At 58.5% G+C, this 21,483-nt stretch carries 19 protein-coding genes and 1 pseudogene; 16 read left to right on the forward strand and 4 right to left on the reverse strand.

The annotated features are described in order from the left end of the window. The first annotated feature begins 159 nt into the window (after positions 1-159). A complete protein-coding gene (locus QK293_RS07870) occupies positions 160-1,368 on the forward strand; it encodes an MFS transporter (RefSeq protein ID WP_282376609.1) in 1,209 nt (402 codons plus the stop codon). A 100-nt stretch (positions 1,369-1,468) separates the two neighbouring features. Here QK293_RS07870 and QK293_RS07875 read toward each other — a convergent pair whose 3' ends face one another. Continuing rightward, a complete protein-coding gene (locus QK293_RS07875) occupies positions 1,469-3,301 on the reverse strand; it encodes a sigma-54-dependent Fis family transcriptional regulator (RefSeq protein WP_282376611.1) in 1,833 nt (610 codons plus the stop codon). Positions 3,302-3,727: 426 nt separating this feature from the next. Here QK293_RS07875 and QK293_RS07880 point away from each other — a divergent pair, with 426 nt between their 5' ends. From QK293_RS07880 to QK293_RS07910, 7 genes and pseudogenes are all read left to right on the forward strand, one after another. Further along, positions 3,728-4,822, forward strand: a complete 1,095-nt coding sequence (locus tag QK293_RS07880) for an ABC transporter ATP-binding protein (protein WP_282376612.1) — start codon at positions 3,728-3,730, stop codon at positions 4,820-4,822. Next, entirely contained in the window at positions 4,822-5,919 is a 1,098-nt protein-coding gene (locus QK293_RS07885) for an ABC transporter ATP-binding protein (protein ID WP_282376613.1), read from the forward strand. Before QK293_RS07880 ends, QK293_RS07885 begins: the two co-directional genes overlap by 1 nt. After that, complete coding sequence (locus QK293_RS07890; protein WP_282376614.1) at positions 5,916-6,782, forward strand: sugar ABC transporter permease; 867 nt, start codon at positions 5,916-5,918, stop codon at positions 6,780-6,782. Before QK293_RS07885 ends, QK293_RS07890 begins: the two co-directional genes overlap by 4 nt. An 8-nt stretch (positions 6,783-6,790) precedes the next feature. After that, positions 6,791-7,591: a carbohydrate ABC transporter permease gene (locus QK293_RS07895; RefSeq protein WP_017339615.1), complete on the forward strand. Its 801-nt coding sequence runs from the start codon at positions 6,791-6,793 to the stop codon at positions 7,589-7,591. Between the two features lie 10 nt (positions 7,592-7,601). Then, positions 7,602-7,874, forward strand: coding sequence for a DUF2160 domain-containing protein (locus tag QK293_RS07900; RefSeq protein ID WP_282376618.1), 273 nt, complete (start codon positions 7,602-7,604; stop codon positions 7,872-7,874). Between the two features lie 47 nt (positions 7,875-7,921). After that, a complete protein-coding gene (locus QK293_RS07905; protein WP_282376619.1) occupies positions 7,922-9,664 on the forward strand; it encodes an ABC transporter substrate-binding protein in 1,743 nt (580 codons plus the stop codon). A gap of 411 nt (positions 9,665-10,075) precedes the next feature. Continuing rightward, positions 10,076-11,105 (forward strand): annotated as a pseudogene (locus tag QK293_RS07910) (reverse transcriptase domain-containing protein); the annotation flags it as partial. A 100-nt stretch (positions 11,106-11,205) separates the two neighbouring features. Here the strand turns inward: QK293_RS07910 and QK293_RS07915 are convergent. The 3 genes from QK293_RS07915 to QK293_RS07925 all read right to left on the reverse strand — a co-directional run bounded on the left by QK293_RS07915 (position 11,206) and on the right by QK293_RS07925 (position 13,449). After that, positions 11,206-11,895: an endonuclease I family protein gene (locus QK293_RS07915; protein WP_150658867.1), complete on the reverse strand. Its 690-nt coding sequence runs from the start codon at positions 11,893-11,895 to the stop codon at positions 11,206-11,208. Between the two features lie 4 nt (positions 11,896-11,899). Further along, entirely contained in the window at positions 11,900-12,139 is a 240-nt protein-coding gene (locus QK293_RS07920) for a DUF1654 domain-containing protein (protein ID WP_282376621.1), read from the reverse strand. A 221-nt stretch (positions 12,140-12,360) separates the two neighbouring features. Next, positions 12,361-13,449, reverse strand: coding sequence for an asparaginase (locus QK293_RS07925; protein ID WP_282376622.1), 1,089 nt, complete (start codon positions 13,447-13,449; stop codon positions 12,361-12,363). 350 nt (positions 13,450-13,799) lie between these two features. On the opposite strand from QK293_RS07925, the gene QK293_RS07930 reads away from it, so the two are divergent. The 8 genes from QK293_RS07930 (at position 13,800) to QK293_RS07965 (ending at position 21,466) form a co-directional block, all read left to right on the forward strand. Further along, positions 13,800-14,258, forward strand: coding sequence for a hypothetical protein (locus QK293_RS07930; protein WP_282376623.1), 459 nt, complete (start codon positions 13,800-13,802; stop codon positions 14,256-14,258). Between the two features lie 196 nt (positions 14,259-14,454). Then, on the forward strand, positions 14,455-15,411 hold the full coding sequence (locus QK293_RS07935) for a sugar ABC transporter substrate-binding protein (protein WP_282376624.1): 957 nt from the start codon (positions 14,455-14,457) through the stop codon (positions 15,409-15,411). 56 nt (positions 15,412-15,467) lie between these two features. Then, positions 15,468-17,021, forward strand: a complete 1,554-nt coding sequence (locus tag QK293_RS07940) for a sugar ABC transporter ATP-binding protein (RefSeq protein WP_282376626.1) — start codon at positions 15,468-15,470, stop codon at positions 17,019-17,021. Then, entirely contained in the window at positions 17,018-17,995 is a 978-nt protein-coding gene (locus QK293_RS07945) for an ABC transporter permease (protein WP_282376628.1), read from the forward strand. The genes QK293_RS07940 and QK293_RS07945 overlap by 4 nt, the downstream gene beginning before the upstream one ends. 3 nt (positions 17,996-17,998) lie before the next feature. Then, positions 17,999-19,018, forward strand: a complete 1,020-nt coding sequence (locus QK293_RS07950; protein WP_282376629.1) for a LacI family DNA-binding transcriptional regulator — start codon at positions 17,999-18,001, stop codon at positions 19,016-19,018. 57 nt (positions 19,019-19,075) lie between these two features. Beyond that, entirely contained in the window at positions 19,076-19,993 is a 918-nt protein-coding gene (gene rbsK / locus QK293_RS07955) for a ribokinase (protein ID WP_282376630.1), read from the forward strand. Then, positions 19,990-20,394 carry a D-ribose pyranase gene (rbsD, locus tag QK293_RS07960; protein WP_282376631.1) on the forward strand — a complete coding sequence of 135 codons (405 nt, stop codon included), beginning with the start codon at positions 19,990-19,992 and terminating at the stop codon, positions 20,392-20,394. Before rbsK ends, rbsD begins: the two co-directional genes overlap by 4 nt. A 43-nt stretch (positions 20,395-20,437) precedes the next feature. Next, the gene (locus tag QK293_RS07965) at positions 20,438-21,466 is read left to right on the forward strand and encodes a nucleoside hydrolase (protein WP_282376632.1); all 1,029 of its coding nucleotides are present in this window, start codon (positions 20,438-20,440) and stop codon (positions 21,464-21,466) included. The last annotated feature ends 17 nt before the right edge of the window (positions 21,467-21,483 follow it).

A 21,483-nucleotide genomic window follows, 5' to 3' on the forward strand; every position in this document is an offset into this window, starting at 1 on the left:
TGATGATTGAGCATTACGCTAATCTACATGCAAGTGGGTTTGTAACTACCCACTTGTATGCTTGCTCAAATAACCATTCAGGCGCCGATAGGCCGCCCCATAATTTGCGTCGCATGCAGCGGGCTATTCATCAGCGTCGAAGTATAAACAGGAGGAATCATGGCTAATCCCTACCGCGAACTTCTCACCACCCCCGGCGTCATGGGGTTAGTGATCGCGAGTTCCATTGCCCGTTTGCCACAGGCAATGATCGGCATCGGCATCATTACGATGTTGGTGCAGCAGACGGGTCTTTATTGGCTGGCTGGCTCGGTCGCCGCTACTTTTACCTTGGCGAATGCGCTTTTCGGCCCGCAAGTATCAAAACTCGTTGATCAACGGGGCCAGAGTCGGGTTCTGCCCTTTGTGACGGCCTTCAGCATTGGCATGTTGTTGGCGCTGATAATCGCTGTCTATCTGAGGGCTCGGGCCCCACTGCTTTTTATTCTTGCGGCATTGGCGGGCACGATGCCGAGCATGCCCGCGATGATAAGAGCACGCTGGACGCAGCTTTTCCGTGGCAAGCCGCAATTACACACGGCCTTCTCCCTGGACACGGTTCTAACTGAACTCGCCTTTATTATCGGCCCCCCACTTGCCATTGGTTTGAGCGTCAGCTTTTTCGCCGAAGCCGGGCCGCTTGTAGCCGTCTTGTTGCTGGTTGTCGGCGTGACGGCTTTTCTTATGCAGCGGCAGACAGAACCGAAGGTGGTCGTTGGCATTAAAAGGAGCGCAAGTTCAACCCTGCTTATCCCCGGCGTTCGTACCATCGTTCTGGCACTCCTGGCGATGGGTGTGATTGGCGGATCAATCGACGTGGCGGTTGTTGCCTTCGCCAACGCTCAAGGCTGGCCAGCGTCCGCCAGCTTCATCCTGGCAGCCTATGCTCTCGGCTCCATGATCGCGGGCCTGGCGTTCGGCGCGCTAAGGATTTCCTTGCCGATTGAAAAGCAGTTCTTTATCGGGGTTCTGATAACGGCAGTCACAGCCGTGTTGCCCATTTTCTCACCGGACGTCTACATCCTTTCTGGGATGCTGTTTGTGGCAGGTGTGTCATTTGCGCCAACGATGGTCGTCGTCATGAATCTCGGTACGATCATTGTTCCACCGTCCAGGATCACCGAAGGACTGACATGGATGACAACAGGTATCAGCATCGGCGTAGCGCTCGGTGGAGTAGTTTCGGGTCTGATCATCGATACTTATGGCGCACGAGCAGGGTTCGGTGTAGCCATTGCCGCAGGGCTCATAATGGTGGCAATCGTGCTTATTGGCCTGCGCACCCTTGGTGCCGCGTCAGCGACGTATGCCGAGCCGATCTTCCAGTAATTGGCAATGTCCAGCTTGGACAAATGGATGCAGCACTGACAGGGGGTGATTCAACTCAGCTATGGCAATGAGTTTGCTACGCCTATTGTGAATTGGTTCATCACTCAGCCTGACGCAACCGCTTGTAAAGGGTATTTCGGCTAACCCCCAATCTTCGAGCCAAGTGCGAAATATTCCCCCCAGCTGCCTGCAACTGCCGATTCAAATCCTCGGCATCATTCAAATCCACCGCCAGCGGCTCCGGCGAATCCACCGGCTCCATCTCCAGATCCACAAAAAAATCATCCGGCAAATGCTCCGGCCGCACCGGCTGCTCCTCGGCCATGGCCAACGCTACCTGCATCACGCTGCTGACCTGCCTTAGATTCCCCGGCCACGGATGACGGCTGAACAACTCCAGCACTTCTCGGCTCAGCCCGGCCCACTGGCTCGGCTCACGGTGTTGCTCCCACAAGCGCTTGAACAGTGCTTGTTTATCGCTGCGTTCCCTTAGCGGCGGTAACTCCAGCGTCAAACCACCAATCCGGTAATAGAGATCTTCACGAAACCGCCCGAGCTGAACCTGCTCGCGTAACGAGCGGTTGGTTGCCGAGATGATGCGAATATCCACCGGGAACAACTCGCTACTGCCCACCGGTTGCACACAACGCTCCTGCAACACTCGCAGCAGTCGAGCCTGAGTCGGCAACGGCATGTCACCGATTTCATCAAGGAACAGGGTGCCTTTGTCAGCCTTGCGGATCAGTCCGATGCTGCCTTTCTGGTTGGCGCCGGTGAATGCGCCTTTTTCGTAGCCAAACAGCTCGGACTCCACCAAATCGGCGGGGATCGCTGCACAATTGACGGCGATGAACAGTTGTTTGTTCCGAGAGCTGGCTTGATGCAGGGCTTTGACGAAGACCTCCTTGCCAACCCCGGTTTCGCCGTGGATCAACAACGGAATGTCTTTTTCCAGCAAACGCTCAGCCTGGCGCACGGCTTTTTCCACGCGACTGTCACCAAAATGCAGGGTGTTCAGGCTGATCGCCGCCGGAGCCGAAACGGCAGGTTCGACAAACACCCGCGCCTGAATCACAGCCTGTTTCGGCCGTTTCAACAGGCACTGGAAGCGGTTGCGCCCCGAGGCTTGCAGGGCAAACGGCAGGCCGTCCGGCTGGTTCAGCAGTTCCAGCAAAGAGACTTTGAACAGGCTTTCGACGCTGACCCGTGACAGGCTGATGCCCAGCAGGTTGTCGGCCCGGCGATTAGCCGACAGCACCTGGCCGGTTTCATCGAAGATCAGCAACCCGGCCCATTGGCTGTCGAGGTTATTCAGCCCGGTGTTGAAGGTCAGCTGGAAATGCTGGCCATGGAACAGGTTGAGGATCAGCCGATTCTCCACGGTCTGGCTCATCATCTTGACCATGCCCAGGGTGTGCGACGGCGGCAGGTAGCTGTCGCTGGACACATCCAGCACCGCGATCACCTTGCGTTCGGCATCGAAAATCGGCGCGGCGGAACCGGTCATGAAACGGTTGGCCTTGAGGAAATGTTCATCGTGCTCGATGTGCACCGCCTGCTCGCAGGCCAGCGCGGTGCCGATCGCATTGGTGCCGCTGCACCGCTCCATCCAGCTGGCGCCGGCGCTGAAACCGCGGGTCAGGCTCGGCTCGATAAAGCGCTGAGTGCCCCAGGTTGTCAGCACCTGGCCTTGGTTGTCGGCGAGCATGATCAGGCAATTTGAGTTACTGAGGATGTTTTCGTAATACGGCAGGACTTCCTGGTGAGTGGTTTGCACCAGTGAATGCTGGTTCTCCAGCAATTGCGCGATGCCCTCGGCCGGCAGCTGATCGAACGCCGGCGTGCTCTGATGATTGAGGCCGAACGCGCGGCAACGGGACCAGGAGTCCTGGATGATGGCGTCGTGGGAGAGCGGCAAGGCGGGTGCGGCCATGGCAGTCGATCTCTGAGCATTATTATTTTTGTTATAAGTAACGCGATCCTGTAGCAGCTGCCGAAGGCTGCGTTCGGCGACGCAGTCGTCGTAAAACGATTACGTGCGGTTTTCCTGATACACCGCTCCGCCTGATTTCACGACGACTGCGTCGTCGAACGCAGCCTTCGGCAGCTGCTACAAGGGCGTGCGCAATTCAGAATTTCCCGCAGTTAAAGCATCCGTAGAGTGTTGTTCACTATTGTTCAATGTCAACCGGCGGACTGTTCAATTGTTCAGTCACCGTTGTTCATTTCTGTTCAGCAACGAACGCGGTTGATCCTCCATTAGAAGGATTTTCAAGTCGGATCAACGGCTTGCAATTTCTGGCACGAATGTCGCTCTGTAGCTCCGGTCGCTTGACTCCAATAATAAAAAGGCCGAGCCATGTCATTAACCCTGGAGCACGTCAGCCGCACCGTCGAGGGCCAGACCTGGATCGACGATGCGTGCCTGAGTTTCGAAGCCGGATCCTTCAACGTTTTACTCGGGCGCACGCTGTCCGGCAAAACCAGTCTCATGCGCCTGATGGCCGGTCTGGACAAGCCCGACAGCGGCCGAATCCTGATGAACGGCGTCGACGTTACCCAGCGCCCGGTGCGTTTGCGCAACGTGTCGATGGTCTATCAGCAGTTCATCAACTACCCGACCATGACAGTGTTCGAGAACATCGCCTCGCCGTTGCGCCAGGGCGGTGTGTCCAATGAGCTGATTCAGAGCAAAGTGCTGGAAACCGCGAAGATGTTGCGCATCGAGAAGTTCCTCCAGCGCCATCCCCTCGAACTCTCCGGTGGTCAGCAACAGCGCACGGCGATGGCCCGGGCGCTGGTCAAGGACGCCGAGCTGATCCTGTTCGACGAGCCGCTGGTGAACCTCGACTACAAACTGCGCGAAGAACTGCGTCAGGAAATGCGCGAGCTGTTCAAGGCTCACCACACCATCGCCATCTACGCTACCACCGAACCCAATGAAGCCCTGGCCCTGGGCGGCACCACCACCATTCTTCACGAGGGCCGGGTGATTCAGAGCGGCAAGTCCTCCGAGGTTTATCACCAGCCGCAAACCGTGCTGGCGGCGGAGTTGTTCTCCGAGCCGCCGATCAACCTGATGCCGGGGCGTATCGCCGGCAACGAAGTCAGTTTCGCCAACTTCGTGCACTTCCCGCTGAACGTCGATCTGCGGCCGGTGGGCGAGGGCGAGTTCCGCTTTGGCGTACGGCCCAGCCATATTTCGCTGGTGCCGAGCAACGACGATGATCTGGAACTGGCGGTGACTGTCGAGGTGGCCGAGATCAGCGGTTCGGAAACCTTCCTCCATGTGCGCAACGAGCATTTCCTGTTGGTGCTGCACCTGCCGGGCGTCCACGAATACGACGTCGATGCGCCGATTCGCATCTATATCCCGACCCATAAACTGTTTGTGTTCGATAGGCAGGGGCGGCTGATCCAGGCGCCCGGTCGCCGTATCGCGAGGGTTGCCTGATGGCCGAAATTCGTTTGCAAAACCTCGCCCACAGTTACACCCGCACGCCGAGCGGCCCCGAGGATTACGCGATTCGCGAGATGGATCACGTCTGGGAACAGGGCGGTGCCTATGCCTTGCTCGGGCCATCGGGCTGCGGCAAGTCGACCTTGCTCAACATCATTTCCGGACTGCTCAGTCCGTCCCAGGGCCAAGTGCTGTTCGACAGCAAAGTGGTTAATGACCTGACCCCGGAGAAGCGCAACATCGCCCAGGTTTTCCAGTTTCCGGTGGTCTACGACACCATGACGGTGTTCGATAACCTGGCTTTTCCGCTGCGCAATCAGGGCATGACCGAGGCAAAAATTCACAGCAAGGTGCAGGAAATCGCCGAAGTTCTCGATCTTCAGGCGTTGCTGAGCAAGAAGGCGCGCAACCTCACTGCGGATGAAAAGCAGAAAGTCTCCATGGGCCGTGGGTTGGTGCGCGATGACGTCTCGGCGATCCTGTTCGATGAACCGCTGACGGTGATCGACCCACACCTGAAGTGGAAGCTGCGGCGCAAGCTCAAGCAGATCCACGAGCAGTTCAACATCACCATGGTTTACGTCACCCACGATCAGCTCGAAGCCTCGACCTTCGCCGACAAGATCGCGGTGATGTACGGCGGGCAGATTGTGCAATTCGGTACGCCGCGAGAACTGTTCGAGCGACCGAGCCACACCTTTGTCGGCTATTTCATCGGCAGTCCGGGGATGAACCTGATCGAAGTTCAGCCGCAGCCAGGCGGTGTCGGTTTTGCATCGACCCATTTGCCGCTGTCGGACGCCCAACAGCAACGCATCGCCGAATCCGAGTGGCAGACCTTGAAGGTCGGTATCCGTCCGGAGTTCGTCCATGTGTGGGACGAACCCTTTGACGACGCGATGCAGGCGCAAGTCGTACACGTCGAAGACCTCGGGACCTACAAGATCATGACCCTGAACCTCGACGGTGCGCCGCTGAAAGTGCGCCTGGCCGAAGACAAGCCAGTGCCTGAGGGAACCGCCTACATCAGCTTCCCGGCCCAGTGGTTGATGGTGTATGCCGACGATTACCTGCTGGAGACGCAGCCATGAACAAGGTGCAGAACAACAAGGCCTGGTGGTTGGTGTTGCCGGTGTTTTTGCTGGTGGCGTTCAGTGCGGTGATCCCGATGATGACCGTGGTCAACTACTCGGTGCAGGACATCTTCGACCAGTCCAGCCGCTACTTTGTCGGCGCCGACTGGTACCGGCAAGTGCTGCTTGATCCGCGCCTGCATGACTCGTTGCTGCGCCAGTTCATCTACTCGGGCTGTGTGCTGCTGATCGAAATCCCGCTGGGTATCGCCATCGCCCTGACCATGCCGACCAAGGGCCGCTGGTCGTCGCTGGTGCTGATCATTCTGGCGATTCCATTGCTGATTCCGTGGAACGTGGTCGGCACCATTTGGCAGATCTTCGGTCGGGCCGACATTGGTTTGCTCGGCGCAAGCCTCAAGGCCATGGGCCTGAACTACAACTACGCGGCCAACACCATGGATGCCTGGGTCACGGTGCTGGTGATGGACGTCTGGCACTGGACGTCGTTGGTGGCGCTGTTGTGTTTCTCCGGTCTGCGGGCGATTCCAGACGTCTATTACCAGGCGGCACGGATTGATCGGGCGTCAAGCTGGGCAGTTTTCCGACACATCCAGTTGCCCAAGCTCAAGAGCGTGCTGCTGATCGCGGTGATGCTGCGCTTCATGGACAGTTTCATGATCTACACCGAGCCATTCGTGTTGACCGGTGGCGGGCCGGGTAATGCCACGACCTTCCTCAGTCAGACCCTGACGCAGATGGCGATCGGGCAGTTCGACCTCGGCCCGGCGGCGGCTTTCTCGCTGGTGTACTTCCTGATCATCCTGTTGGTGTCCTGGCTGTTCTACACCGCCATGACTCACTCTGACGCCAACCGCTGAGGTCCGCCATGAGCAAAAGAAAGCTGATCCCATTGCTGATCTACATCCTGTTCCTGCTGGTGCCGATCTACTGGTTGCTGAACATGTCCTTCAAGAGCAACACCGAAATCCTCAGTGGCTTGACCCTGTTTCCGCAGGATTTTACCTTCGCCAACTACAAGGTGATCTTCACCGATCCGGCCTGGTACACCGGTTACCTCAACTCGCTGTACTACGTGAGCCTTAACACGGTGATTTCGCTGAGCGTGGCATTGCCGGCGGCGTATGCGTTCTCGCGCTATCGGTTCCTCGGCGACAAGCACCTGTTCTTCTGGCTACTGACCAACCGCATGGCGCCACCGGCGGTGTTTTTGCTGCCGTTCTTCCAGTTGTATTCCTCGATTGGTTTGTTCGACACCCACATCGCTGTGGCCTTGGCCCACTGCCTGTTTAACGTGCCGCTGGCGGTGTGGATCCTCGAAGGTTTCATGTCCGGCGTGCCCAAGGAGATCGACGAAACCGCCTACATCGATGGCTACAGTTTCCCCAAGTTCTTCGTGAAGATTTTCGTCCCGCTGATTGGCTCCGGGATCGGTGTCACCGCATTTTTCTGCTTCATGTTTTCCTGGGTCGAACTGCTGCTCGCGCGAACGCTGACGTCGGTCAATGCCAAACCGATTGCGGCGGTGATGACGCGCACGGTCTCGGCGTCTGGCATTGACTGGGGCGTGCTGGCGGCGGCGGGGGTGTTGACCATCCTGCCGGGCATGCTGGTGATCTGGTTTGTTCGCAACCACGTGGCCAAGGGCTTTGCCCTGGGCCGGGTCTGAGGAGCTGATGATGGAATGGATGAGTTGGACCACCCCCACAGCAGCGTTCTTTATCGTCATTGGCCTGATTCTGGTGGGCATGACGACGTGGGAATTGCGTTCGCCGAGCATGCTTCGGCGTGGTTTGTTGCCGATTGCCACCACCCGTGGCGATCGCTTGTTTATCGGTCTTCTCGGCAGCGCCTACCTGCATTTGCTGGTAATCGGCGTCACCGACTGGAGCATCTGGATGGCGTCCGCGTTGTCCCTGGTGTGGCTGTTGGCTGTGATGCGTTGGGGCTAGTCGAATCGCTCGGCAAAGTTGCTCCGAAACTCAATAAGGAGGTCTCTATGTTCAACAAAAACAATAAGCTGCGACATAGCGTTTCATTGGCAGCCTTGCTGGCACTCAGCGGGTTGAGCGCTGCGGCCTGGGCCGAAGCCTATGAAGACGCCGCCAAGAAATGGATTGGCAGCGAGTTCAAACCGTCCACCCTGACCGAAGCCCAGCAGCTCGAAGAGCTGAAGTGGTTTATCAAAGCGTCCGAGCCGTTTCGCGGGATGAACATCAAGGTGGTTTCGGAAACCATTGCCACCCACGAATATGAATCCAAGGTGCTGGCCAAGGCTTTCACCGAGATCACCGGGATCAAGCTGACCCACGACTTGCTGCAGGAAGGCGACGTGGTGGAAAAGCTGCAGACCCAGATGCAATCGGACAAGAATATCTATGACGGCTGGGTCAACGACTCGGACCTGATCGGTACGCACTTTCGCTACGGCAAAACCGAATCGATCACCGACCTGATGGCCAACGAAGGCAAGGCCTACACCTCGCCGACCCTGGACATCAAAGACTTCATCGGCATCTCGTTCACTACGGCGCCGGACGGCAAGATCTATCAGCTGCCCGACCAGCAGTTCGCCAACCTCTACTGGTTCCGCGCCGACTGGTTTGAACGCGCGGACCTGAAAGCCAAGTTCAAGGAAAAGTACGGCTACGAGTTGGGCGTACCGGTGAACTGGTCGGCCTATGAAGACATCGCCAAGTTCTTCAGCGAAGACGTCAAGGAAATCGACGGCAAGCGCGTTTACGGGCACATGGACTATGGCAAGAAAGACCCGTCGCTGGGTTGGCGTTTCACCGACGCCTGGTTTTCCATGGCCGGCGCCGGCGACAAAGGCATCCCCAACGGTTTGCCGGTGGACGAGTGGGGCATTCGCGTCGAGGACTGCCACCCGGTCGGCTCCAGCGTAACCCGCGGCGGCGACACCAACGGCCCGGCGGCGGTGTTTGCCACTACCAAGTACGTCGACTGGCTGAAGAAGTACGCACCACCCGAAGCGGCGGGCATGACTTTCTCCGAATCCGGTCCGGTGCCGTCCCAGGGCAATATCGCCCAGCAGATCTTCTGGTACACCGCATTTACCGCCGACATGACCAAGCCGGGTCTGGCGGTGATGAACGCCGATGGCACGCCGAAATGGCGCATGGCGCCATCACCGCGCGGACCGTACTGGGAGGAGGGCATGAAGCTGGGGTATCAGGACGTGGGTTCCTGGACTTTCATGAAGTCCACGCCTGAGAAACAGAAACTCGCAGCCTGGCTCTATGCGCAGTTCGTGACCTCGAAAACCGTCTCGCTGAAGAAAACCATCGTCGGCCTGACCCCGATCCGCGAGTCGGACATCAACTCACAAGCGATGACCGAACTGGCACCGAAACTCGGTGGCCTGGTGGAGTTCTACCGCAGCCCGGCCCGCGTGCAATGGACGCCGACGGGGACCAACGTGCCGGACTATCCGCGTCTGGCGCAACTGTGGTGGAGCCACATTGCCGAAGCCGCGAGTGGCGAGAAAACCCCACAACAGGCTCTCGACGGTCTGGCCAAGGATCAGGACGCGATCATGTCCCGTCTGGAACGCTCGAAGGCGCAAGCCACTTGCGCACCGAAGATGAACCCGGAGCGCGATGCGCAATACTGGTTTGACCAGCCGGGTGCACCGAAACCCAAACTGGCGAACGAGAAGCCTCAGGGTGAAACCGTGAACTACAACGAACTGCTGAAGTCGTGGGCGGACGCGCGTAAATAATAGCTGTACTGTGAAACGCGAACGGCACCGGAAGGTGCCGTTTTTGTTGTGCGCCCAGCATGGGCGCAATCTTGTGGGTGAAAGTCCCACCGTGAGCTGACCACAGCGAACGAAGTGAAGCGCAACTGCATGAGGGCGACCGAGTGTGGGGAGGAAGCGTGAATCGAAACCGTGAGCCGATGGACAAGAACCGGATACAAGGCGATGCCGATCAGGGCCAGCGGGCAGCAAACCGCGAAGCTCTAGTGGTCAAGGGTCAGGCAGCGTAAATCCGGCGGTTGTGCGGGGGGATTGCGTTCTTACCTGGGGAGATCTCGCCTTGTGCCTGACAGGGCGACGGCGCCAGCCGGAGCGAGAAGTCAGCAGAGGCCGTAGTAGTCTTTTTTTTGACGAAGGGCCGAACGAGAGAAAATGGAGCGGGCCTTTGCGAGAGAAAACCTGAAGCGGGCCTGGAAGCGGGTCAAAGCCAACAAAGGTGCAGCGGGAGTCGACGGTCTGGATATTGAACAGACCGCCGAACATCTGCTGACTCAATGGCCGAAGATTCGTGAACAACTTCTATCCGGTACCTACCGGCCCAGTCCGGTACGCCGTGTGGCCATTCCCAAACCTGACGGCGGTGAACGCGAGTTGGGTAGCCCAAGGGTCACCGACCGTTTGATCCAGCAAGCCTTGCTGCAAGTCTTGCAGCCATTACTCGATCCAGCAGAGTGGTGGTGGATGTTGATCTGGAGAAGTTCTTCGACCGGGACGACCACGATATTTTGATTGATCGTTTACGCAAGCGGATTGCGGATCGGGCGGTTATCCGGCTGATTCGGGCGTATCTGGATGCGGGAACGCTGATCGATGGCGTGGTCGAGAAAAGCCGTTGCGGGGCGCCGCAAGGTGGCCCGCTGTCGCCGTTGCTGGCGAATGTGCTGCTGGACGAAGTGGATCGGGAGCTTGAACGTCGAGGTCATTGCTTCGTACGTTATGCCGACGATGCGAATGTGTATGTTCGCAGCCGCAGGGCTGGGCAGCGGGTAAGGGCTTTGCTGAAGCGTCTGTATGAAAAGCTGCACTTGAGTGTCAACGCGAGCAAGAGTGCGGTGGCGAATGCGTTTGGTCGCAAGTTTCTTGGATATGCCTTTTGGGCGTCGCCCCCAATCTACGCCCTTATCTCTTGGGCTGGAAAACTTACTTTGGGTTGTCACAAACACCGAAAATCTGGCGAGAGCTGGACGAATGGATACGACACCGACTGCGAGCGATCCCGCTTAAGCAGTGGCGGCGTGGACCGACGATCTACCGCGAACTGAGGGTGCTGGGAGCCAGCAGTCAAACGGCCCGGAAAGTGGCGGCCAACTCGAATAGCGGGTGGCGTAACAGCCGATTTGAGCGGAATCGAGTGTTGGATGTGGCATGGTTCGACAGGCTGGGACTGGTGCGACTCTCATAACCTCAATCTCTCGAACCGCCCGGTGCGGACCCGCATGCCGGGTGGTGTGGCAGGGGAGCGGCCTATGAAGGCCGTCCCCTATGCCGATTTCAGCGAGCGCTTAACCGCAGGCTTTCATATCGACCGGGCCGACAAACTCGTTGCCACGTCCCATGACGCACGCCACACTCTGGTTACGCTGACGTTCCCAGGCCTCTACCGGATAGGTTTTGTTCCAGGCTTCGTACAGTTGTCGATCCTGTTTCGACAGGCGCAAACCGTACTGCTTGCTCATGTAGAAATACGTCCGGGCGATCATGCCGCGTATGGATGGGCGGGGCATGACCTTCTTCGCCTTGAAGTCGACCTGGGTCAGGCACGAACCGTATTGGCCCGACTGCACCGGCAACCAGCCGAAACTGAAGTTGCTGCGATCGCCATTCACCTCACCAATGCTCGGCACCAGGTTGTGCAAGTCGGCTTCGGCCTTCTGATAGGTCGGATCGTAACGCGTGCAGTTCTTGCGCCCTCCTTCTTGCCAGCACTGGCGCTGATGGCCGATCTGCCAGGCCGGAACAATGTGCTCCCACTCGATGCGGGAAGCGCGCTTGGCGTTTTTGCGCGGTACATAACCGCAGGCTGCGAGGTTGACCTTGTTGCCGGTGTATTTGCACCCGCAATAGAACTCCGTGGATTGCGGTGCGTAGAGCTTCCAGGCGACTTTTTTGGCTTCGTTGAAGGTGCGGGGGGCGCCAGCCTGGGCACCGAGAGTGATGAACAGAAACAGCAAAGCAAACCAGCGAACACTCATTGACTCAATCTTCCTTCGGCACAACCCAGAAAATCTGCACACCGCCATCGTCGCGATAGGCGAGGGTGACGTTGTCGTTCTCGTCAATTTCTTCGAGCAATTGTTCCCACTCGTCCACGGGTTCGTCCGGTAGACGGAAGATCAATGCGGCTTTGGCTTTTTGGGCGGTGGGGGAATTGATGATTTTCTGAACGCGCATACCCATGCGTTCATAGGAGTCAGGAGAGGCAGAGGTGTTGGCCATGGAATTATCCTTATTAAGCTGTACGTGCATACAGTATTTAACTGTAGGCATTTTCGCAACTGCTTAAAATCCAAGAAAATCCTCTGACAGCGGTTTTCCGCATTTGGTGTAGGACCATGAGAAAATTTTTATCGGAGTATCGGAAGGAGGCGTGAACCACTCGCCTGGGTTGGCGAGTGGTGAAAGCGGTGCCCGACTGGAACCGGTCAGGCGAGGGCGAATCAGTACTCCCAGAACATCCGTTGCAGCTCTTTGCTGTCGTTGGTCTTGGTCAGTGCGACCATGGCCAGGATGCGGGCTTTTTGCGGGTTCAGGTCATGCGCCACAACCCAGTCGTACTTGTCGTCCGGCTGTTCGGCGTTACGCAGTACGAAACCGCCGGCGTTGACGTGGGACGAACGAATGATTTGCACGCCGTCCTTGCGCAGGGCTTGCAGCGATGGGACTACACGGGACGAGACTGAGCCATTGCCGGTACCGGCGTGAATGATGGCTTTGGCGCCGGACTGCGCCAGCGCTTTGTAGGCGGTATCGCTGACATTGCCGTAGGAATAGGCGATTTCTACGTCAGGCAGGCTCTTGATGGTTTTGATGTCGAATTCCGAGTCCATGGTGTGACGCTTGGCCGGCAGGCGGAACCAGTAGGATTTGCCTTCGACCACCATGCCGAGTGGGCCCCAGGCACTTTTGAACGCCTCGGTCTTGATGTTGATCATTTTGCTGACGTCGCGACCCGACTGGATTTCATCGTTCATGGTCACCAGTACGCCTTTGCCGCGTGCATCTTTGCTGCTGGCCACGGCCACCGCGTTGTACAGGTTCAGCATGCCATCGGCCGACATTGCGGTACCTGGGCGCATGGAACCGACGACGATGATGGGCTTGTCGGTTTTTTCCACCAGGTTCAGGAAGTAGGCGGTCTCTTCCAGGGTGTCGGTGCCGTGGGTGATGACGATGCCGTCGACGTCGTTGCTGTCGGCCAGCTCAGCCACGCGACGACCCAGTTGCAGCAGGTTGTCGTTGGTGATGCTTTCCGACGCGATCTGCATCACCTGTTCGCCACGAACGTTAGCCAATTGGCTGAGTTCCGGGACCCCGGCAATCAATTGTTCGATGCCGACTTTTGCCGCTTGATAGGTCGCGCTGTTAGCCGCGCTGGCGCCCGCGCCGGCAATGGTGCCACCGGTGGCCAGGATCACCACGTTCGCCAGTTTCTGTTGGGTTTCGACTTCTTTTGCCTGAACGGCGGTGGGCAGGAGCAGCAAGAGGGCCAAAGCGCCCGGAACGAAGGTCTTGAAAGCAGATGTCATTATTTTTCTCTCTAGTAGTGAGACGGTGCTGATGCAGGTTCATCTAGATACGCCCCAAGCTGATCTGAACGCTTGGGGTGCAGGAGAAGAGCAGGATCTGTACCAGTCGTACTTTGAATGAGAAAAATTTTTAACCTGATGATTTTTATCAGAATTTGTGTGAGTTGGTGAAGTGGTTACACCGTCGGATGTCCGGGTTTCCGAACGTGTTAAGCATTTGTGTTCGGCTCTCCGAAAAGTACTACGACCTCTGTAGAGCAAACCGCCTTGCCAGATTGTGAATCAGTGCTAAAGAAACCCGCGCGTAGGTCGATGCCTCTTTAAAGGACCTTTCTTTTTCAGGAGTTGACATGTCGTTATCTGTTGGTATCCAAAATGCCGTAGGCGTCACCATCGGCGGTAAGTCCGCCGCTACGATTCGAGCGTTAAGCGATGAGGCGGCCGATGCCGCGAATCAAGCGTTGGGTACGAAGGAAAGCGACAGCAAGCAAGTCAGAACCGGTGCTGTGGGCCTGGGGAAAAGTGCGGAGTCGACTGAAACGAATGGCGCCGACAATGCCTCTGTCGCGGAAAAGGTTTTGCTGCAGCGTCTGAAAGAGCTGCAAGAGCAACTGCGTCAACAGCAGCAACAATTGGCGGCAGCCCAAGCAGCGTCTTACCCGACGCCTGAAGCCAAGACCACAGTCGTGATGGCGATTCAGGGACAAATGGCCGATACCACTGCTGCAATACTGGAAACGGCCAACAGCCTGTACAAGGAAATGGCCAAGGGCTCCGGTGCTGGATCGGTGGTTAACACGACGGCATGACATGGATACCCTGCTTTTGCGGGTTGCCCCGGCAAAACAGCTTTTCTGCTCGTTGACAAATCCCGGCAGGGTTCGCATAGTTCGGTCTACGCAAACGTTTGCGCGGCACTCCCGGTGGTTGATCCATTGGAGAGCGCAGTGAAGCCTACGCCAACGCAAGCGTTGCTCACAATAATCATAAGATCGGAGTGAACCCATGAAGCTGCCATTCGCTGGACGTCTTCTCGCAGTCGCTATGCTGGCTGCCGCATCCGCCGCGTTGCCTGTCTCTTCGGCCTTCGCCGAGCCCCCTGAAAAACCAAAAGTCGCGCTGGTCATGAAATCCCTGGCCAACGAATTCTTCCTGACCATGGAAGACGGCGCCAAGGCCTATCAGAAAGACCACTCCGGCGATTTCGAGCTGATCTCCAACGGCATCAAAGACGAAACCGACACGGCTGGCCAGACGCGCATCGTCGAGCAAATGATTCTGGCCAAGGTCAATGCGCTGGTCATCGCGCCAGCTGACTCCAAGGCCATGGTTCCAGTGATCAAGAAAGCCATCGATGCCGGTATCACCGTGATCAACATCGACAACCAGCTGGACCCGGCGGTCGTCAAAAGCAAGAACATCACCGTACCGTTCGTAGGCCCGGACAACCGCAAAGGCGCGCGTCTGGTGGGCGAGTACCTGGCCAAGCAACTGAAGGCCGGTGACGAAGTCGGCATCATCGAAGGCGTGTCCACCACCACCAACGCCCAGCAGCGCACCGCAGGTTTCAAGGATGCGATGGAAGCAGCCCAGATCAAGGTTGTGTCCTTACAGTCCGGCGATTGGGAAATCGACAAGGGCAACAAGGTTGCTGCCTCGATCCTCAGCGAGTACCCGCAAGTTAAAGCCCTGCTGGCCGGCAACGACAGCATGGCCGTCGGCGCTGTTTCCGCTGTTCGCGCCGCGGGCAAGGCTGGCAAGGTGCAAGTGGTCGGTTACGACAACATCAACGCCATCAAGCCGATGCTCAAGGATGGCCGTGTCCTGGCCACCGCTGACCAGTTTGCAGCCAGGCAAGCCGTGTTTGGCATCGAGACTGCGCTGAAGATCATCAAAGGTGAGAAAGTCGACAGCGGCGCCAATAGCGTCATCGAAACTCCGGTAGAGCTGGTCACCCAGTAGTCCTTCTGGCGACACAACGGTGCTCGCCCGTCGGGGCGAGCGCATGGAGAGTTTTTATGTCAGTTTCCGCCCCGAACGCTGTCCTCTCGGTCAGCGGTATCGGTAAGACCTACGCCCAACCCGTCCTGACCGGCATCGACCTGACGCTGATGCGCGGTGAAGTGCTGGCGCTGACCGGCGAAAACGGCGCTGGCAAAAGCACCTTGTCGAAAATCATCGGCGGGTTGGTCACACCGACCACCGGCCAGATGCAATTCCAGGGTCAGGAATACCGCCCCGGCAGCCGCACGCAGGCCGAAGACCTGGGCATCCGAATGGTGATGCAAGAACTCAATCTGTTGCCGACCCTGTCGGTGGCGGAAAACCTGTTTCTCGATAACCTGCCCAGCAACGGCGGCTGGATCAGTCGCAAGCAATTGCGCAAGGCTGCGATCGAAGCCATGGCCCAGGTCGGCCTCGACGCGATTGACCCGGACACGCTGGTGGGCGAATTGGGCATTGGTCACCAGCAAATGGTGGAGATCGCCCGCAACCTGATCGGCGATTGCCACGTGCTGATCCTCGACGAACCGACCGCGATGTTGACGAGCCGCGAAGTCGAGATGCTGTTCGAGCAAATCACTCGTCTGCAAGCTCGCGGCGTGTCGATCATCTATATCTCGCACCGTCTCGAAGAGCTGGCGCGGGTTGCCCAGCGTATTGCGGTCCTGCGCGATGGCAACCTGGTTTGCGTCGAGCCGATGGCCAATTACAACAGCGAGCAACTGGTTACGCTGATGGTCGGTCGTGAACTCGGCGAACACATCGACATGGGCTCGCGCAAGATTGGTGCTCCAGCCTTGACGGTCAAAGGGCTGACCCGTTCCGACAAGGTTCGCGATGTATCCTTCGAAGTACGCGCCGGCGAGATCTACGGGATCTCCGGTTTGATCGGGGCAGGGCGCACCGAGTTGCTGCGGCTGATTTTCGGTGCTGACATTGCAGACAGCGGCACTGTTGCGCTCGGTTCGCCGGCGCAGGTTGTCAGTATCCGGTCACCGGCTGATGCGGTCGGTCATGGCATCGCCCTGATCACCGAAGACCGCAAGGGCGAAGGCCTGCTGCTGACTCAATCGATCAGCGCCAATATTGCCTTGGGCAACATGCCGGTGATTTCCAGCGGTGGCTTCGTCAACAACGGTGACGAGATGGCCTTGGCCCAGCGTCAGATCGACGCCATGCGCATCCGCAGCTCCAGCCCGACACAACTGGTGTCGGAACTCTCCGGCGGCAACCAGCAGAAAGTCGTGATTGGCCGTTGGCTGGAGCGCGATTGTTCAGTGTTGTTGTTCGACGAGCCCACGCGTGGCATCGACGTCGGCGCCAAGTTTGACATCTATGCCTTGCTCGGCGAGTTGACCCGTCAAGGCAAAGCGCTGGTGGTGGTGTCCAGCGACCTGCGTGAACTGATGTTGATCTGCGACCGGATCGGCGTGCTCTCGGCGGGGCGTCTGATCGACACCTTTGAGCGCGATAGCTGGACCCAGGATGATTTGCTTGCCGCGGCGTTCGCCGGCTACCAAAAACGTGATGCGTTGCTCAATGAAGCAGCGCCTAGGGATCTCACATGAATACTGCAGTGTCTGCCGGCAAACGTAGTGGTAACTTTTACGGCCTCGGCACCTATCTGGGCCTGGCCGGTGCCTTGCTGGCAATGGTCGCGCTGTTCTCGGTTCTGAGCAGCCATTTCCTGTCCTACGACACTTTCAGCACCCTGGCCAACCAGATTCCGGACTTGATGGTGCTGGCGGTCGGCATGACGTTCGTGTTGATCATTGGCGGCATCGACTTGTCGGTGGGTTCGGTGCTCGCGCTCGCGGCGTCAACGGTCAGCGTGGCCATTCTCGGTTGGGGCTGGAGCGTACTGCCTGCGGCGCTGCTCGGAATGGCGGCGGCGGCACTGGCCGGGACGATCACCGGTTCGATCACCGTCGCGTGGCGAATTCCGTCGTTCATCGTGTCCCTCGGCGTATTGGAAATGGCCCGCGGCGTGGCGTATCAGATGACCGGATCGCGCACGGCCTATATCGGTGACGCCTTTGCCTGGTTGTCCAACCCGATCGCCTTCGGCATCTCGCCGTCGTTCATCATTGCCTTGCTGATCATCTTCATTGCCCAGGCGGTGCTGACGCGCACCGTGTTCGGGCGTTACCTGATCGGCATCGGCACCAACGAAGAAGCCGTGCGTCTGGCAGGAATCAATCCCAAGCCCTACAAGATCCTGGTGTTCAGTCTGATGGGATTGCTGGCCGGTATTGCCGCGCTGTTCCAGATTTCCCGTCTGGAAGCGGCAGATCCGAATGCCGGCTCCGGGCTTGAACTGCAAGTGATCGCCGCGGTGGTGATCGGCGGTACCAGCCTGATGGGCGGGCGCGGTTCCGTCATCAGCACTTTTTTCGGGGTTTTGATCATTTCCGTATTGGCGGCCGGTCTGGCGCAGATTGGCGCGACCGAACCTACCAAACGCATCATTACCGGCGCGGTCATCGTGGTGGCGGTGGTGCTTGATACCTATCGCAGTCAGCGCGCAAGCCGGCGGACCTGAGTCATGGCAACAATCAAGGATGTGGCAGCGCTCGCGGGAATTTCCTACACCACGGTTTCCCACGTAGTGAACAAGACCCGGCCGGTCAGTGAAGAGGTACGGGTCAAGGTCGAGGCCGCGATCAAAACCCTCGACTACGTGCCCAGTGCCGTGGCCCGGTCCCTCAAGGCCAAAACCACGGCGACCATCGGTCTGCTGGTGCCCAACAGCCTCAACCCGTACTTCGCCGAATTGGCGCGAGGCATTGAGGATTACTGCGAGCGTAACGGCTACTGCGTGATCCTCTGTAATTCCGACGACAACCCGGACAAGCAACGCAGCTACCTGCGCGTACTGCTGGAAAAACGCATCGACGGGCTGATCGTCGCTTCGGCCGGCGGTGATGCAGGGTTGGCAGAAGGCCTGGCAGGCGTGCGTACACCGATGGTGATCGTTGACCGTGGACTGGAAGGTGTCAATGCCGATCTGGTGCGCATCGATCACGAATACGGCGCCTATCTGGCGACTCGCCACCTTTTGGAGTTGGGGCATCGGGACATCGCCACCATTGGTGGGCCGGCGAGTACCAGCGTGGCGCAGATGCGTCTGGCCGGTTATTGCCGTGCCCTGAAAGAGGCGGGTGTCGAAGTGCCCCGCGAGCGCATGCTTGAAAGCGACTTCACCAGCACCGGCGGTTACAACGCCGCCGCGATCCTGCTGGAGAAGAACCCGCCGAGCGCGATCTTCGCCGGTAACGACATGATTGGCATCGGTGTGCTGCGAGCGGCGGCCGAGCGCAATATTCGTGTGCCGACGGAGCTGTCGGTGATTGGCTTCGACGATATTCAGATGAGCCGCTATGTGTACCCGGCGTTGACCACCGTGGGGCAGTCGATTCTGCAACTCGGTGAGATGGCAGCCGAAGTGCTTTTAAGAAGAATCGCCACACCGGATATGGCCACCGATCAACGGATCGTGACGCCCAGTATTGTCTTGCGGGAGTCGACTGCGCCGCGGGCCGGCGTGTTCGCCCAGTTCCGTTGAAATGGAAAGCCGCTAAATCAAAAGCACCGCCGAAACAGAATTGATGAGTAGTGATGTATGCCAGCAAAAGTAGTGGTTATAGGCAGCCTGAACATGGACCTGGTCACCCGGGCGTCACGGCTGCCCCGTGGCGGTGAGACGCTGATCGGCGAGTCGTTTGCCACGGTTTCCGGTGGCAAGGGCGCGAATCAGGCGGTTGCCGCGGCGAGGCTGGGGGCGCAGGTATCAATGGTCGGTTGCGTGGGCAGCGATGCCTACGGCGAAGAACTGCGCGGGGCGCTGTTGGTCGAACAGATCGATTGCCAGGCGGTCAGCACCGTCGACGATTCCAGCGGCGTAGCGTTGATCGTGGTCGATGACAACAGCCAGAACGCAATCGTGATCGTTGCCGGTGCCAATGGCGCGCTGACGCCAGCGGTGATCGACCGTTTCGCTGCAGTATTGCAGGCGGCCGACGTGATCATCTGTCAGCTGGAAGTGCCGGATGCCACTGTCGGTCATGCGCTCAAGCGCGGCCGTGAATTGGGTAAGACCGTGATTCTCAATCCGGCACCGGCCAGCCGCCCGCTGCCGGCGGACTGGTACGCGTCCATCGATTACCTGATTCCCAACGAAAGCGAGGCCTCGGCCCTGAGTGGTTTGCCAGTGGATTCTCTGGCATCTGCCGAAACCGCCGCGAACCGGTTGATCGCCATGGGCGCCGGAAAAGTCATCATCACCCTGGGTGCTCAGGGTTCGCTGTTTGCCGACGGCAAAAGCTTCGAGCATTTCCCTGCGCCGAAGGTGAAAGCTGTCGATACCACGGCGGCTGGCGACACCTTCGTCGGTGGTTTCGCCGCAGCACTGGCGGCGGGCAAAAGCGAAGCCGAAGCGATCCGTTTCGGTCAGGTCGCCGCGGCGCTGTCGGTGACCCGTGCTGGCGCCCAACCCTCGATCCCCACCTTGTCCGACGTACAGGCCTTTAAAACACCATGAAAAAGACACCTTTGCTCAACGTCGCGCTGTCGCGGCTGATCGCATCCCTGGGCCATGGCGACATAGTGGTGATCGGCGACGCAGGCCTGCCGGTGCCACCAAACGTTGAGCTGATCGACCTGGCCCTGACCCATGGCATCCCGGATTTCGTCAGCACGTTGAAGGTTGTGCTCAGCGAAATGCAGGTCGAGAGCCATGTGCTGGCCCAGGAGATCCTGGACAAGAAACCTTCGGCGTTGGCGACGCTCGATGAGCTGAATGCCGAAGGTGCGCTAGGTCGGCGTGAGCTGCTCAGTCATGACCAATTCAAAGTCCTCAGCCGACAGGCACGGGCGATTGTTCGTACAGGCGAATGTCAGCCGTATTGCAACATCGTGCTGGTGGCGGGGGTCACGTTCTAACTCGCTGTTGTCTTTCTGCTGTCCCACGCACAAGGAGTGCGCTATGCACCGCTATGCTCAGAAACTGCACCACCTGCTCCGGAGTTTGCTGCTTTTGTCCCTGATTACCGCAACAAGCGCCCAGGCGGCGGAAAAAATCGACTTGATCATCGACACCGATCCGGGTGCCGACGACGTGGTCGCCTTGCTGTTTGCCCTGGCGTCGCCGGAAGAGCTGAACATTCGTGCGCTGACCACCGTCGCCGGCAATGTGCGTCTGGACAAGACTTCGCGTAATGCGCGGCTGGCCCGCGAGTGGGCGGGGCGCGAGGAGGTGCCAGTCTACGCGGGTGCGCCAAAGCCGCTGATGCGTACGCCGATTTATGCCGAGAACATCCATGGCAAGGAAGGTCTGTCGGGCGTCACCGTACATGAGCCAAAGAAAGGCCTGGCCGAAGGCAGTGCGGTCAATTACCTGATCGATACCTTGAAAGCCGCCAAGCCCCATAGCATCACCATTGCCATGCTGGGTCCGCAGACCAATCTGGCCCTGGCGCTGATCCAGGAGCCTGAAATCGTTCAGGGCATCAAGGAAGTGGTGATCATGGGCGGTGCGCACTTCAATGGTGGCAACATCACTCCGGTGGCCGAGTTCAACCTGTTCGCTGACCCGCAGGCTGCGGAAGTGGTGCTGAAAAGTGGCGTGAAGCTGACCTATCTGCCGCTGGACGTGACCCACAAGATCCTCACCAGCGAAGCGCGCTTGAAGCAGATCGCGGCAATCAACAACAATGCCAGCAAGTTGGTAGGCGATATTCTCAACGAATACGTCAAAGGCGACATGGAGCACTACGGTATTCCGGGTGGTCCGGTGCATGACGCAACCGTCGTCGCCTACCTGCTCAAGCCTGAGCTATTCACTGGTCGTTCGGTCAATGTGGTCGTTGATAGCCGCGAAGGCCCGACGTTCGGCCAAACCATCGTCGACTGGTATGACGGCCTTAAAGCGCCGAAGAATGCCTTCTGGGTTGAAAGTGGTGACGCCCAGGGCTTCTTTGACCTGTTGACCGAGCGTCTGGCTCGTCTGAAGTAAGCCATACACCCGCAGGT

This window comes from Pseudomonas sp. AL03, from assembly GCF_029960815.1.
GTDB lineage: Bacteria > Pseudomonadota > Gammaproteobacteria > Pseudomonadales > Pseudomonadaceae > Aquipseudomonas.

Coding starts and splice junctions, on each gene's coding strand:
- QK293_RS07905 (WP_282376619.1), top strand. CDS start 7,922: ATGTTCAACAAAAACAATAAGCTGCGACATAGCGTTTCATTGGCAGCC.
- QK293_RS07950 (WP_282376629.1), top strand. CDS start 17,999: ATGGCAACAATCAAGGATGTGGCAGCGCTCGCGGGAATTTCCTACACC.
- QK293_RS07965 (WP_282376632.1), top strand. CDS start 20,438: ATGCACCGCTATGCTCAGAAACTGCACCACCTGCTCCGGAGTTTGCTG.
- QK293_RS07935 (WP_282376624.1), top strand. CDS start 14,455: ATGAAGCTGCCATTCGCTGGACGTCTTCTCGCAGTCGCTATGCTGGCT.
- QK293_RS07940 (WP_282376626.1), top strand. CDS start 15,468: ATGTCAGTTTCCGCCCCGAACGCTGTCCTCTCGGTCAGCGGTATCGGT.
- QK293_RS07920 (WP_282376621.1), bottom strand. CDS start 12,139: ATGGCCAACACCTCTGCCTCTCCTGACTCCTATGAACGCATGGGTATG.
- QK293_RS07870 (WP_282376609.1), top strand. CDS start 160: ATGGCTAATCCCTACCGCGAACTTCTCACCACCCCCGGCGTCATGGGG.
- QK293_RS07885 (WP_282376613.1), top strand. CDS start 4,822: ATGGCCGAAATTCGTTTGCAAAACCTCGCCCACAGTTACACCCGCACG.
- QK293_RS07945 (WP_282376628.1), top strand. CDS start 17,018: ATGAATACTGCAGTGTCTGCCGGCAAACGTAGTGGTAACTTTTACGGC.
- rbsK (WP_282376630.1), top strand. CDS start 19,076: ATGCCAGCAAAAGTAGTGGTTATAGGCAGCCTGAACATGGACCTGGTC.
- QK293_RS07915 (WP_150658867.1), bottom strand. CDS start 11,895: ATGAGTGTTCGCTGGTTTGCTTTGCTGTTTCTGTTCATCACTCTCGGT.
- QK293_RS07880 (WP_282376612.1), top strand. CDS start 3,728: ATGTCATTAACCCTGGAGCACGTCAGCCGCACCGTCGAGGGCCAGACC.
- rbsD (WP_282376631.1), top strand. CDS start 19,990: ATGAAAAAGACACCTTTGCTCAACGTCGCGCTGTCGCGGCTGATCGCA.
- QK293_RS07890 (WP_282376614.1), top strand. CDS start 5,916: ATGAACAAGGTGCAGAACAACAAGGCCTGGTGGTTGGTGTTGCCGGTG.
- QK293_RS07895 (WP_017339615.1), top strand. CDS start 6,791: ATGAGCAAAAGAAAGCTGATCCCATTGCTGATCTACATCCTGTTCCTG.
- QK293_RS07875 (WP_282376611.1), bottom strand. CDS start 3,301: ATGGCCGCACCCGCCTTGCCGCTCTCCCACGACGCCATCATCCAGGAC.
- QK293_RS07900 (WP_282376618.1), top strand. CDS start 7,602: ATGGAATGGATGAGTTGGACCACCCCCACAGCAGCGTTCTTTATCGTC.
- QK293_RS07925 (WP_282376622.1), bottom strand. CDS start 13,449: ATGACATCTGCTTTCAAGACCTTCGTTCCGGGCGCTTTGGCCCTCTTG.
- QK293_RS07930 (WP_282376623.1), top strand. CDS start 13,800: ATGTCGTTATCTGTTGGTATCCAAAATGCCGTAGGCGTCACCATCGGC.